This window comes from Bacillus sp. FSL K6-3312 (assembly GCF_038007485.1).
In the GTDB taxonomy this organism is placed as follows: Bacteria; Bacillota; Bacilli; order Bacillales; family Bacillaceae; genus Bacillus; species Bacillus pumilus.
The window spans coordinates 1,615,710-1,628,236 of the sequence record NZ_JBBOXI010000001.1; the positions used below are offsets into that span (position 1 = coordinate 1,615,710).

The following is a 12,527-nucleotide window of genomic DNA, read 5'->3' on the forward strand; positions in this document are numbered from 1 at the left end:
ATGAAAAAGCACATACATATGTAGAAAAAAGGGACAGGGTGTATGTGATGACTTTGCACGCAATCAGCCGCTATATGGATCAGCCGACACAGAAAATGATGGAAACGTTGATCAAAAGAAAGCACAAATATGAGGGCTTTGCCAAGCAGTGTAAAAGGTGGCAATGGACAGCCCTTTTGTCGCTGGCGATTCTTTTATTTTATTTTGTGATAACGGCAAATAAGGGAGGCTCTCTTCAGCCAGAAGCGATGATTGCAACACTGCTCGGTCATGAGGTCTTTCTATTTTGGATAATGGCTGAGGTGTTTGCTTTTTATGCTTCTTATTATTATAAGAAAAAAGAAGAAAAGGCTGAGGATGAATATCATCGCCTCAGATGTGAGATTATACAAAAAAGCACAGACTTATGGCCGCAATCAGACCAGTGGAAAGAGCGTGAAGCGGTTTTTCGCTATATGCAGCAGCAATATGACATTAATCTCTATTATGAAAGTAAATAAATGTGTAAAAAGACGTTTTAATAGTTGAAACGTCTTTTTTCATTCAAGCGTCTTATGAACGACACATATGCAAGGGAGCCATTTATGATGAAATATGCCATCGGATTTACTGCCGCCATTGCGGCTGTTACAACAGGTGTGTGTGTAACGGCAAAAATGGTGAAAACGGCAAAACAAAACAACATCAAAAAGCATTACTTTACAATAGAAGCACTTCAATCAGATCGACCAGCAGTGATTTTCTTTATTTCTGATACACACCGGCGGCTGATTAGTGACTCATTATTAGCTGAGGTCACACAAGAAAAACCGGATGTCATTATGATAGGCGGGGACTTAGCAGAAAAAGGTGTACCCTACGCCAGAATTGAAGAAAATGTGAAACGTTTATCAAGAATTGCGCCCGTTTATTTTGTTTGGGGAAATAATGATCACGAGCTGCACCAGCAAAAGCTTAAAGAGATTCTTCATGCTTACGATGTGACGACTCTGCAAAATGAAACAGCTATGTGGGAGTTCGAAGGCCAGTCAATCAAAATTGGAGGCATCGATGATATTCGGCTTGAAAAGGCGGATTATGAAGCGATACGACCTGAGTTTGTGAAAGATGACGTAAATATTCTCTTATCACACAACCCAGATGTACATCATTTAATGAGTGAAGATGAGGGGATCGACCTTGTTCTGAGCGGTCATACGCATGGAGGTCAGATTCGAATTGGGAAATTTGGTCCGTATGAAAAAGGAAGAACAGGTCAGGTCAAAGGCGCATTTTTTCTCATTAGTAATGGCTATGGAACAACAAAGATTCCAATGCGTCTCGGGGCAGAACCGGAAACGCATCTGATCTATTTAATGCCTGTAAAAACGCGATGACTTGCTGCGCCCTCAATATTTTCCATAAAAGTCACCGTAAGCATAGCTTCATGCTTGTCTTCCGTCTTGACACAGTGTAAACTGAATACAAAATTAAGAACCTATGACTCATCATCTCATATACTACAGTATGATGTGTGTTTAGAAGAGGCAGGAGGGAACGTTATGCGACTGGAGCGTCTGAATTATAATAAAATCAAAATTTTTCTCACACTAGATGACCTGACAGACCGGGGTCTTACGAAAGAAGACCTTTGGAAAGATTCGTTCAAAGTCCATCAGCTGTTTAAAGACATGATGAACGAAGCGAATCAGGAGCTCGGTTTTGAAGCGAGTGGACCGATTGCTGTTGAAGTATTTTCACTTCAGGCGCAGGGGATGGTCGTCATTGTCACAAAGAGTCAGCAGGATGATGCTGATGATGATGATGAGTTTGATGAAGATTACATTGAGATGCAAGTCAAGCTCGACGAGAGTCATCATGTGCTCTATCAATTTGCCTCGTTTGAAGATGTGATTCAACTGTCCCATAGTTTAAGTCGTATTGGACTTTTAGGGGGTACAGTTTACCATTATGAAGGTCAATATTTTCTCAGCCTAGATGATTTTGAAGAACTGTCTGCTGATACGGTTATTTCCATTTTAGCGGAGTTCGGTTCACCTACGACATTAACGATTCATCGGCTAAAAGAATACGGAAAAGTGATCATGCAAGATGATGCAGTGAAAACGATTCAAATGTATTTTTAATCACTTTTTTCTATTATATTTAATACTGTTGTGATGAAACAACAGTATTTTTTTATATCCTTTTTATATTTATAAACGCTGATATTTTATTTTGATAAAAAACGTTTTTTACCTTTGCTTTACCAGTACGAAGGTGTATACTATTGCTTGAAAGGGAGCAGTAGATCATGAAAGATTTCTAGGGGGTTTATTTTAATGGCAGCCGATCAAAACGCCGCTCATAACGCAGAAGATAAGCTAGATGTTTTAAAGTCAACTCAAACCGTCATACATAAAGCGCTAGACAAATTAGGGTATCCGCAAGAAGTGTATGAATTGCTGAAGGAGCCAATTCGTCTATTAACTGTGAAAATTCCAGTACGAATGGATGATGGATCAGTGAAAATTTTCACTGGTTACCGCGCGCAGCACAATGATGCTGTCGGACCGACAAAAGGCGGTATTCGTTTCCACCCGAACGTTACTGAAAAAGAAGTAAAAGCGCTTTCAATTTGGATGAGTTTAAAATGTGGTATTGTGGATCTTCCTTATGGCGGAGGAAAAGGCGGTATTATCTGTGATCCAAGAGAAATGTCATTTAGAGAGCTTGAAAAACTAAGCCGCGGCTATGTGCGTGCAATCAGTCAAATCGTTGGTCCAACGAAAGATGTACCAGCACCAGATGTGTTTACAAACTCTCAAATTATGGCATGGATGATGGACGAATATTCTAGAATGGATGAATTTAACTCGCCAGGATTTATTACCGGAAAACCAATTGTTCTTGGAGGATCACACGGACGTGATACTGCAACAGCAAAAGGTGTGACGATCTGCATCAAAGAAGCGGCGAAGAAAAAAGGAATTGACATTAACGGGGCACGTGTTGTCGTACAGGGATTCGGAAATGCAGGAAGCTACTTGGCTAAATTCATGTATGATGCCGGAGCGAAAATCGTAGGGATTTCAGATGCTTACGGCGGGTTATACGATGAAGATGGTCTTGATATTGACTACTTGCTTGACAGACGTGACAGCTTTGGAACGGTTACTAAATTATTTAACGATACCATCACAAACCAAGAGCTGCTTGAGCTCGATTGTGATATCTTAGTACCTGCAGCCATTGAGAACCAAATCACTGAAGATAATGCGGCAAACATTAAAGCTAAAATTGTCGTAGAAGCAGCGAATGGTCCAACGACACTTGAAGGAACAAAAATTCTTTCAGATCGTGGAGTACTGCTTGTCCCAGACGTACTTGCGAGTGCGGGTGGTGTAACGGTTTCTTACTTTGAATGGGTGCAGAATAACCAAGGGTTCTACTGGACTGAAGAGGAAGTCGAAACTCGTTTAGAAGATATGATGGTGAAATCATTTAATAATATTTATGAAATGGCGCAAAATCGCCGCATCGATATGCGTCTTGCAGCATATATGGTCGGCGTACGAAAAATGGCTGAAGCTTCTCGATTCAGAGGCTGGATTTAAGCGGCTCATTTGCATCGTGCCTTAAAATCTCCTATCCTTAAATAGGAGATTTTTTTATGGAATCGAACAACTCATGAAACAGCTAGCAATTGTTATTGCATTGAAACGACAGGAGTGGAACAAATGAAACAAGAAAAAGCGATCATAATAGGAGGCGGCCCATGCGGGTTATCAGCTGCCATCGCATTCAAGCAAATTGGAATTGATGCACTTGTCATTGAAAAGGGGAATGTCGTCAACAGTATTTATCATTACCCAACACATCAAACCTTTTTCAGTTCAAGTGAAAAGCTTGAGATTGGTGATGTCGCGTTTATTACTGAAAATCGCAAGCCCGTTCGTATCCAGGCACTTTCTTATTATCGAGAAGTAGTCAGACGAAAAAACCTGCGTGTACATGCCTTTGAAAAAGTGAACGCTGTGACGAAAAAAGACGGTCATTTTACCGTGAGCACATCAAAAGACGACTATGTATGTGATTATGTCGTGATTGCTACTGGCTACTATGACCATCCAAACTATATGAATGTCAAAGGGGAAGACCTTCCACATGTGTATCATTATTTTAAAGAAGGACACCCATACTTTGATAAAGATGTAACGGTGATCGGCGGGAAAAACTCAAGTGTCGATGCTGCGCTAGAACTTGTGAAATGCGGAAGTAGAGTCACTGTACTTTATCGAGGAACTGAATATTCATCTAGCATCAAACCTTGGATTTTGCCAGAGTTTGAAGCACTTGTGCGGAATGGAATGATTCGAATGGAGTTTGGAGCGCAGGTGAAGGAAATTACAGAAGAAGAAGTGATTTTTACAAACCAGCAAGAGCAAACGGAGCGAGTGAAAAGTGATTATGTTTTTGCTATGACAGGCTATCATCCAGATCATTCTTTCTTAGAAAAAATGGGTGTGACAATTGATCAAGAATCAGGCCGACCAGCATTTGATGAACAGACGATGGAGACAAACGTAGAAGGTATTTTCATCGCAGGAGTGATTGCAGCTGGAAATAATGCCAATGAAATTTTCATTGAAAACGGGAGATTTCATGGGGGGCTAATTGCAGAAGAAATCAACAAAAGAATGAACGGATAAAAAAAGAACTGGATCCTTCTAAGGGATTCGGTTCTTTTTGATATAAAATGGGATTATATAGAAAGTAATTTTCATAAAAATGGGCTCGAGTCATATAAAAAAAGGGTAAATCATGGTACGATAATGAAGGATAATGTAGGGAAAGAGGTCTGGTTATGATCGCAATCATCTCAGCAGGTTTAGCTCCCGGCATCGCACTTTTAAGTTATTTTTATTTGAAAGATCAGTACGACAATGAGCCGGTACACATGGTCATCAGATCTTTTATGCTAGGTGTTATACTTGTGTTTCCAACCATGTTTATTCAATATGTCCTTCAAGAGGAGCATATCACAACGAACCCTATCTTGATTTCATTTGTGACGTCGGGCTTCTTAGAGGAATCTTTAAAATGGTTTATTTTAATGGTCAGCGTCTATGCGCATGCCCAATTTGACGAACACTATGATGGAATTGTATATGGAACCAGTGTCTCACTTGGTTTCGCAACACTTGAAAATATTCTTTATTTGGTCGGTCACGGGGTTGAATATGCATTCACCCGTGCTTTATTACCCGTCTCAAGTCATGCTTTATTCGGTGTTGTGATGGGATTTTATATCGGCAAAGCCCGCTTCTCTGATAAAAAGGAGCAGCGCAAATGGCTGATCCTTTCTTTAACGCTTCCTGTGCTTTTTCACGGCCTATATGATTTCATATTGTTAGGAATGAAAAATTGGGGATATATCATGCTGCCATTCATGATTTTTTTGTGGTGGTTTGGCCTGCGAAAAGCAAAAAAAGCTCGTTCAGTGAAAATGGTGCAAAATTTAATGTAGAAAACGTCTTATCAGTTGATAGGGCGTTTTTTTGTCTTTTCATCCATTTCTCTCCTGTGATGAATGTATAAAAATAGGGATTGGAAGAAATATATATTCAAACATCAAAAGTACAGGAGGATCAAATATGGACAAAGCTCGTTTCATGAAACAAATCGTCCTTATCTTCTCAATCGTTCTACTCGCAACCTCACTGATGACAACTGAAAAAAGTGAAGCCTTCACCAGTCAAGTCATCCAGCGAGGTGCGACAGGAGAAGATGTAGTCGAACTGCAAGCACGGCTCCAATACAATGGCTTTTACAATGGCAAAATTGATGGTGTATATGGCTGGGGGACGTACTGGGCCGTTCGCAACTTTCAAAGCCAATATGGTGTAAAGAAGGTCGACGGACTTGTAGGTAAACAAACAAAAAGCCTATTAGTTCAAAAGACAAAGTACTATAAAGACTTTGTTCAGCAGCAGCTGCAAAAGGGGAATGAGTTTACCCATTATGGCGGGAAACCTCTTGATCAGCAAACAAAAGCTCCTGCGAAAAGAAGCTCACAAAAAAAGACTGCTCAAGGTGCAAAAGAGAATCAAAAAAGTCAAAGCGGAGCATCTGGAAAGTCTGGGAAACAGTCAGGCAATCAGCAAGCTAATCAAACACCGAAACAAACGGCAGCCAACATGCCAGGTGGTTTTTCTAGTAATGATATTCAGCTCTTATCACAAGCGGTTTATAGTGAAGCAAGAGGTGAGCCGTATGAAGGACAGGTGGCGATCGCTGCCGTCATCTTAAACCGTTTGAACAACTCGACTTTTCCAAATACAATCGCAGGAGTTATTTTTGAACCGCTTGCGTTTACAGCTGTGGCGGATGGTCAATTTTATATGTCACCTAATGAAACTGCAAAAAAGGCTGTGTTTGATGCCATTAACGGCTGGGACCCGTCTGAGAGCGCCGTCTATTACTTTAATCCTGATACAGCAACAAGTCCATGGATTTGGGGAAGACCACAAATTAAACGAATCGGGAAACATATTTTCTGCGAATAGAAAGAGGTGTAAATAAATGATCAGAGGAATATTGATTGCCATTTTAGGCATTGCTGTCATCTCAACAGGTTATTGGGGCTATAAAGAGCATCAAGAAAAAGACGCAGTGCTGCTGCACGCGGAGAACAACTATCAGAGGGCCTTTCACGATTTAACGTACCAAGTGGATCAGCTGCACGACAAACTTGGGGCAACGCTTGCGATGAACAGCCAATCGTCGATTTCACCAGCACTTGCAGATGTATGGAGAATGTCATCAGAAGCACATAACAATGTGAGTCAGCTTCCGCTCACATTAATGCCTTTTAACAAAACGGAAGAATTTTTGGCGAATGTCGGAGACTTTAGCTACAAATCATCAGTCAAATCCTTATCAGATGAACCATTAAACAAAAATACGCACAAAACCATTTCGTCCTTATATCAGCAAGCATCTGATATCCAAAACGAACTGAGACAAGTGCAGCATCTCGTCCTCAACAAAAATTTAAAATGGATGGATGTTGAAATGGCACTTGCTGATGGTGACCGAAAGAATGATAACACCATCATTGACGGGTTGAAAACAGTCGAGAGAAATGCAGATGCATTTGCAGATGTCGATCTCGGACCGACAAATGTGTCGACAGAAGCAGAAACACGCGGCTACAATCATTTAAAGGGCAAAAAGATTTCAAAGAAAGAAGCGATACGTATTGCCCAGCAATTCGCACCTGATCATAATCAACATTTCAAGGTGAGAAAAAGCGGAAGCAAAACCAATCGAGATGTGTACAGCTTATCGATGTCAGATCCTGATAGTAAAGCGAATTTCTATTTAGACTTAACTGAAAAAGGAGGACATCCAGTCTACCTTCTTCAAAATCGAGACGTGAAAAAACAGAAAATCAGTTTAAATCAAGCATCAGAAAAAGCACTCAGCTTCTTAAAGAAGCAAGGATTTGATGCAGAGTCATTCCATTTAGATGAAAGTGCGCAATTTGATAATATCGGTGTATTTACCTATGTACCTCTTCAAAAAAATGTATTGCTTTATCCAGATAGTATACGCATGAAGGTCGCATTAGACGATGGTGAAGTGGTTGGATTTTCAGCGAAAGACTATTTAACGAATCATAAAACAAGAGACATCAAAGCACCTAAAATCTCGCAAAAAGAAGCGAAGAAAACGCTCAATCAGCATGTGAAAATCGAAGATACTCATGTAGCGATTGTTCAAAACGATATGTCAGAGGAAGTTTTATGCTATGAGTTCCTTGGAACGATAAAAAATGATACGTACCGAATGTTCATTAATGCGGATACTGGAAAAGAAGAACGAGTAGATAAACTAAAAAACGCAGAACCTATATATAAAGACCTATAGAAAAGGAAGCGAGGAAAAGGCGAATAAGCCTTTTCCTTTTGTTTTATACATGGTTTAATATAGGAGAGGATATGATTTCACAGATGAAAAGAGTGATGAGGAATGTTACAAATAGGGGATGCAATCACAATTGAATATGTCAATGAGAACAAAGAAGTGAAAACTGCAAAATCGAAAGTTTTGGAAAATAATAACGATGATATTTGCATTAATTATCCAGCTGATAAAGAAACGGGACGCACGATCTATTTAAACCAGCAAACAGAAATCACCGTTTTCTTTTTCGATGAAAATCAAATTCCATACAAATGTACAAGCGAAGTCATTGGCAAGAGGAAAGAAGATATTCCGATGATCGTCATTTCCATTCCGCCAAAAGAAGAAATGATTCGGCTTCAGCGTAGAGAATACCTGAGAGTCGATACAATGGTCAAAACCACGATCACGCAAACAGGTGAAGCATCCTTTGACACGTTTATTGTCAATATGAGTGCTGGCGGCTTAGCAATTGCTGTTCCTGAGGGTGTCTCATTGAAAGAATACGGAGAAGTGATCACAGAGTTTGAACTTCCGCTGAAAGAGGCTGTCAAAATTAAAGCGGTTGCAGAGATGAGCCGAGTCTATCAAGATGAGCAGACTGGCAAAACAAGAGCGATCATGGAGTTTTCTGAGATCACAAATGACCACCAGCAACACATTATGAAGTACTGCTTCCAGCAGCAGCTTTTAACACGTGTAAAAAAAGCATAAGAATAAAGGATGTTAAAAGCTTCCATACTAGAGGTGATAGAATCTAGCGTGGAGGCTTTTTGTATGAAGACAATGGAAAGATGGTTATTGAAAGCGGTGCTCATTCAGCTTGTCTTATTATTAGCCGTTCAGATCACACTTCATTTGACGAAAGGAGAACTATTTTTGTCAAAAGTCGTGCAATACGAGGGTGTAAATAACATGAGCATTGAAGATTGGATCGAGACGTTTAAGCAGAAGGATTGATAGAAAATTCCCCCGTTTGACTGGTGATCGTGTTACAATTCATAAGGGAGATTCAATCAAGGAGAGGTATTATGAAAAAGAAATTATCTATCGCAATTGACGGTCCTGCTGCAGCAGGAAAAAGCACTGTGGCAAAAATTGTCGCAGCAAAAAAATCATATATTTATATCGATACAGGTGCCATGTACCGTGCGATTACGCTTGCGGCACTTCATCATGGTGTAGATCTTGAAGACGAGCAAGCACTTGATGCATTACTGAAAAAAACGGTGATTGAACTTGTCTCAACAGACGAGGGTCAAAAAGTTCATCTAGACAATACCGATGTGACAGAGGAGATTCGCACTGACCACGTGAGCAACCAAGTATCGGTTGTCGCAAAGCACAGAGCTGTTCGGGAAGAAATGGTCCGCAGGCAGCAAGAGCTTGGTAAAAAAGGCGGTGTCGTGATGGACGGAAGAGACATAGGTACGCACGTTCTTCCAGATGCCGAAGTGAAAATTTTCTTGCTTGCATCTGTAGAAGAAAGAGCAAAACGCCGCTTTGAAGAGAATCAGAAAAAAGGCTACGATGTCAATTACGATCAGCTGATCGAAGAGATTGCAAGACGTGACAAGCTTGACTCTGAGCGCGAAGTTTCGCCGCTAAAGAAAGCGGATGACGCCATTGAAATTGACACCACTTCTCTTTCCATTCAAGAGGTAGCAGGTAAAATTTTAGATGCAGCAGACCGCGTGGAGAAACAGTAAGAAATTTTAGAAAACTTTTATAAGTTAGAGGTTTATCTCTTGACAAACAAGGTCTTTTATTAGAAGTTTATACTAATACTATTTTTATTGATCATTCAAGCAATTCTGTTGATTTGAATGTTTCTATAATACATACTCGGCTGGCAATCATCATGCTTAAGACACATATTCACCCAGTCGTTTTAACTAAGCTGTGTAGGTTTGGACCAAGGAGGTTATCGAAATGACAGAGGAAATGAATCAAATCGATGTTCAGGTACCAGAGGTTGGAGATGTAGTGAAAGGGATTGTTTCTAAAGTTGAGGACAAGCATGTCAATGTAGATATCGTCAATGTGAAACAGCCTGGGATCATCCCAATCAGTGAATTATCAAGTCTTCACGTTGAAAAAGCATCAGATGTCGTGAAAGATGGCGACGAATTAGAGCTTAAAGTAACAAAAGTCGAAGACGATGCTTTGATTTTATCGAAACGTGCTGTTGATGCAGACCGCGCTTGGGAAGACCTAGAGAAAAAGTTTGAAACAAAAGAAGTATTTGAAGCTGAAGTAAAAGACGTTGTAAAAGGTGGTCTTGTCGTAGATATTGGTGTGCGTGGATTTATTCCTGCATCTCTTGTAGAAGCGCACTATGTTGAGGACTTTTCAGACTACAAAGGTAAAACACTCTCACTTGTCGTGGTCGAACTTGACCGCGAAAAAAATCGTGTGATTCTCTCGCACCGTGCAGTAGTGGAGCAAGAGCAATTAGACAAAAAGCAAGACTTCCTGCAAAAGCTTGAGGTAGGCAGTGTGATTGATGGTAAAGTGCAGCGCCTTACTGATTTTGGTGCATTTGTAGACATTGGCGGCATTGATGGATTGGTTCACATTTCTCAACTATCCCATGCGCATGTTGAAAAGCCATCTGACGTAGTGGAAGAAGGCCAGGAAGTCCAGGTCAAAGTACTTGCTGTTGATCGTGATAACGAGCGTATCTCACTATCTATTAAAGAAACATTACCAGGACCTTGGAGCCAGATTGGTGAAAAGGTAAAACAAGGTGATGTGCTTGAAGGAACTGTTCAACGTCTTGTGAGCTTTGGTGCATTTGTTGAAATTCTGCCAGGCGTCGAAGGACTTGTGCATATTTCCCAAATCTCTCATAAACATATCGGTACGCCGCATGAAGTCCTTGAAGAAGGGCAGACTGTGAAAGTAAAAGTGCTTGATGTGAATGAAGATGAAGAGCGCATTTCACTAAGCATCCGTGATTTGGAAGAAAATCCCGAAAAACAAATCGAAGAGAATTATCGCCAATATCAGGCGAAAGAAGAAAACACAAGTGGATTCCAGCTTGGTGACCTGATCGGAGATAAGCTCAATAAATTAAAATAATTTGGTGATCAAAATTGACGCGAGCAGAAAGAAAGAAACAGCATATTGAACATGCCTTGTCCACTGGACAGCATGCAGCAACAGGTTTAAAAGATGTTTCCTTCGTTCACGCCAGTTTACCAGATCTTGCGACATCACAAATTGATACACATACAACAATTGGCGGACTGACTTTCGGTTCGCCAATTTTTATCAATGCAATGACTGGCGGGGGCGGAAAATCGACCTATGAGATTAATCGCTCTTTATCGATCGCAGCGAAGGAAACCAATATACCGGTGGCAGTTGGATCACAAATGGCTGCACTGAAAGATAAAGAAGAAAGACGTACGTATGAAGTTGTTCGTAAAGTTAATCCAGATGGAATTGTCTTTGCGAACTTAGGCAGTGAGGCAACGATGAAGCAAGCGAAGGAAGCCGTTGAGATGCTGGAGGCCAATATGCTCCAGATTCATTTAAATGTGATTCAAGAGATTGTCATGCCTGAAGGAGACCGTGATTTCAGGGGGGCACTTGAGCGCATCGCAGCCATCAATGAATCAGTTGGTGTGCCTGTTGTCGTAAAAGAAGTTGGATTTGGCATGAGCAAGGAAACGGCCAAAAAGTTATTTCATGCTGGGGTTGCGGCCGTTGATGTAGGCGGATTTGGTGGTACGAACTTTTCTAAGATCGAAAATCTTCGACGTCAAAAAGCACTTCATTATTTTGATCAATGGGGGATTCCAACTGCAGCGAGTCTTGCTGAAGTACATACAAGTTTTCCAGATCAAACGGTTTTAGCCTCCGGAGGTATACAAGACGCCCTTGATGTAACAAAATCAATTGCTCTTGGCGCATCCGCTACTGGTCTAGCTGGCGTTTTCTTAAAATCACTGACTGACGGAGGGGAGAGTGGTCTCATCGCGGATGTTATAGATCTTCAAGAAGATGTGAAGATGATGATGACAGTCCTTGGTGTGAAGACCATTGAAGAACTGAGACAAACCCAACTTGTCATTTCAGGTGAAACAAGTCATTGGCTCAAAGAAAGAGGCATCGACACAACGTACTATAGTTTAAGATCAAATAAGAAAAAGGACTAAAAGCAAGTTTAGCCCTTAAACATCTAAGGCATGTGGTCATCACATGCCTCAGCGTATAGACAAACCCTCTCATTCGTTGTCAGGTCTTCACGAATGTTCAATTCGCTCCGCGCGAGTGCTCGCCCTTCCTAGACTTCAAAGTTTTCTATCACGCTGAAAAGAAGACAAAGTGCTAAAGTAAACATCATTTTAGCACTTTGTCAACAATCTAAGGCATGTGGTTATCACATGCTTTTTTTTATTGATTTCTTTTTCGCGCGCTATCTGGACCTTCTAATGCTGTTGCCCCTTTATAATGAATGGATTGATCACGGTCAGATTCCACTCTTTTTGATGCCTTTAAACGTTTTTCCTGTCTATCTTTTCCCATCATACATCCCTCCTCAACCATTAGGGTGTCACCTCTTGTTT

14 protein-coding genes are annotated in these 12,527 nt (G+C 40.7%); 13 read left to right on the forward strand and 1 reads right to left on the reverse strand.

Annotated features, from left to right (window positions below; all coding sequences use genetic code 11):
• Positions 1-47: 47 nt before the first annotated feature.
• From MHI11_RS08265 to fni, 13 genes are all read left to right on the forward strand, one after another.
• Entirely contained in the window at positions 48-500 is a 453-nt protein-coding gene (locus MHI11_RS08265; RefSeq protein ID WP_003215549.1) for a DUF2663 family protein, read from the forward strand.
• 87 nt (positions 501-587) lie between these two features.
• Positions 588-1,376 (forward strand): metallophosphoesterase, encoded by a 789-nt coding sequence (locus tag MHI11_RS08270; protein ID WP_340960827.1) that lies wholly within the window; start codon positions 588-590, stop codon positions 1,374-1,376.
• 165 nt (positions 1,377-1,541) lie between these two features.
• Positions 1,542-2,126, forward strand: a complete 585-nt coding sequence (locus tag MHI11_RS08275) for a genetic competence negative regulator (protein ID WP_044141091.1) — start codon at positions 1,542-1,544, stop codon at positions 2,124-2,126.
• 195 nt (positions 2,127-2,321) lie between these two features.
• Complete coding sequence (locus tag MHI11_RS08280) at positions 2,322-3,596, forward strand: Glu/Leu/Phe/Val family dehydrogenase (protein WP_003215501.1); 1,275 nt, start codon at positions 2,322-2,324, stop codon at positions 3,594-3,596.
• Between the two features lie 123 nt (positions 3,597-3,719).
• Entirely contained in the window at positions 3,720-4,691 is a 972-nt protein-coding gene (locus MHI11_RS08285; protein ID WP_340960828.1) for a YpdA family putative bacillithiol disulfide reductase, read from the forward strand.
• A 155-nt stretch (positions 4,692-4,846) separates the two neighbouring features.
• On the forward strand, positions 4,847-5,509 hold the full coding sequence (prsW, locus tag MHI11_RS08290; RefSeq protein WP_044141093.1) for a glutamic-type intramembrane protease PrsW: 663 nt from the start codon (positions 4,847-4,849) through the stop codon (positions 5,507-5,509).
• Between the two features lie 127 nt (positions 5,510-5,636).
• Positions 5,637-6,548 (forward strand): spore cortex-lytic enzyme, encoded by a 912-nt coding sequence (sleB, locus tag MHI11_RS08295; protein WP_340960829.1) that lies wholly within the window; start codon positions 5,637-5,639, stop codon positions 6,546-6,548.
• Positions 6,549-6,564: 16 nt separating this feature from the next.
• The gene (ypeB, locus tag MHI11_RS08300; protein WP_044141095.1) at positions 6,565-7,914 is read left to right on the forward strand and encodes a germination protein YpeB; all 1,350 of its coding nucleotides are present in this window, start codon (positions 6,565-6,567) and stop codon (positions 7,912-7,914) included.
• 102 nt (positions 7,915-8,016) lie between these two features.
• Positions 8,017-8,664, forward strand: coding sequence for a flagellar brake protein (locus MHI11_RS08305; protein WP_340960831.1), 648 nt, complete (start codon positions 8,017-8,019; stop codon positions 8,662-8,664).
• A 63-nt stretch (positions 8,665-8,727) separates the two neighbouring features.
• Positions 8,728-8,910: a YpfB family protein gene (locus MHI11_RS08310; protein ID WP_034661090.1), complete on the forward strand. Its 183-nt coding sequence runs from the start codon at positions 8,728-8,730 to the stop codon at positions 8,908-8,910.
• 71 nt (positions 8,911-8,981) lie between these two features.
• Positions 8,982-9,659, forward strand: coding sequence for a (d)CMP kinase (gene cmk, locus MHI11_RS08315; protein WP_340960832.1), 678 nt, complete (start codon positions 8,982-8,984; stop codon positions 9,657-9,659).
• Between the two features lie 223 nt (positions 9,660-9,882).
• Complete coding sequence (gene rpsA / locus MHI11_RS08320) at positions 9,883-11,034, forward strand: 30S ribosomal protein S1 (RefSeq protein WP_003215529.1); 1,152 nt, start codon at positions 9,883-9,885, stop codon at positions 11,032-11,034.
• Positions 11,035-11,048: 14 nt separating this feature from the next.
• Positions 11,049-12,116, forward strand: a complete 1,068-nt coding sequence (gene fni / locus MHI11_RS08325) for a type 2 isopentenyl-diphosphate Delta-isomerase (RefSeq protein WP_340960833.1) — start codon at positions 11,049-11,051, stop codon at positions 12,114-12,116.
• A gap of 238 nt (positions 12,117-12,354) precedes the next feature.
• Here fni and MHI11_RS08330 read toward each other — a convergent pair whose 3' ends face one another.
• Positions 12,355-12,486 carry a YpzI family protein gene (locus MHI11_RS08330; RefSeq protein WP_003215762.1) on the reverse strand — a complete coding sequence of 44 codons (132 nt, stop codon included), beginning with the start codon at positions 12,484-12,486 and terminating at the stop codon, positions 12,355-12,357.
• Between the last annotated feature and the right edge of the window lie 41 nt (positions 12,487-12,527).

What these genes read in the sequence shown, in the direction of transcription:
- MHI11_RS08305 (WP_340960831.1), top strand. Translation starts at nt 8,017, where the DNA reads ATGTTACAAATAGGGGATGCAATCACAATTGAATATGTCAATGAGAAC.
- MHI11_RS08270 (WP_340960827.1), top strand. Translation starts at nt 588, where the DNA reads ATGAAATATGCCATCGGATTTACTGCCGCCATTGCGGCTGTTACAACA.
- cmk (WP_340960832.1), top strand. Translation starts at nt 8,982, where the DNA reads ATGAAAAAGAAATTATCTATCGCAATTGACGGTCCTGCTGCAGCAGGA.
- MHI11_RS08310 (WP_034661090.1), top strand. Translation starts at nt 8,728, where the DNA reads ATGAAGACAATGGAAAGATGGTTATTGAAAGCGGTGCTCATTCAGCTT.
- MHI11_RS08265 (WP_003215549.1), top strand. Translation starts at nt 48, where the DNA reads ATGACTTTGCACGCAATCAGCCGCTATATGGATCAGCCGACACAGAAA.
- MHI11_RS08280 (WP_003215501.1), top strand. Translation starts at nt 2,322, where the DNA reads ATGGCAGCCGATCAAAACGCCGCTCATAACGCAGAAGATAAGCTAGAT.
- MHI11_RS08285 (WP_340960828.1), top strand. Translation starts at nt 3,720, where the DNA reads ATGAAACAAGAAAAAGCGATCATAATAGGAGGCGGCCCATGCGGGTTA.
- MHI11_RS08275 (WP_044141091.1), top strand. Translation starts at nt 1,542, where the DNA reads ATGCGACTGGAGCGTCTGAATTATAATAAAATCAAAATTTTTCTCACA.
- sleB (WP_340960829.1), top strand. Translation starts at nt 5,637, where the DNA reads ATGGACAAAGCTCGTTTCATGAAACAAATCGTCCTTATCTTCTCAATC.
- rpsA (WP_003215529.1), top strand. Translation starts at nt 9,883, where the DNA reads ATGACAGAGGAAATGAATCAAATCGATGTTCAGGTACCAGAGGTTGGA.
- MHI11_RS08330 (WP_003215762.1), bottom strand. Translation starts at nt 12,486, where the DNA reads ATGGGAAAAGATAGACAGGAAAAACGTTTAAAGGCATCAAAAAGAGTG.
- ypeB (WP_044141095.1), top strand. Translation starts at nt 6,565, where the DNA reads ATGATCAGAGGAATATTGATTGCCATTTTAGGCATTGCTGTCATCTCA.
- prsW (WP_044141093.1), top strand. Translation starts at nt 4,847, where the DNA reads ATGATCGCAATCATCTCAGCAGGTTTAGCTCCCGGCATCGCACTTTTA.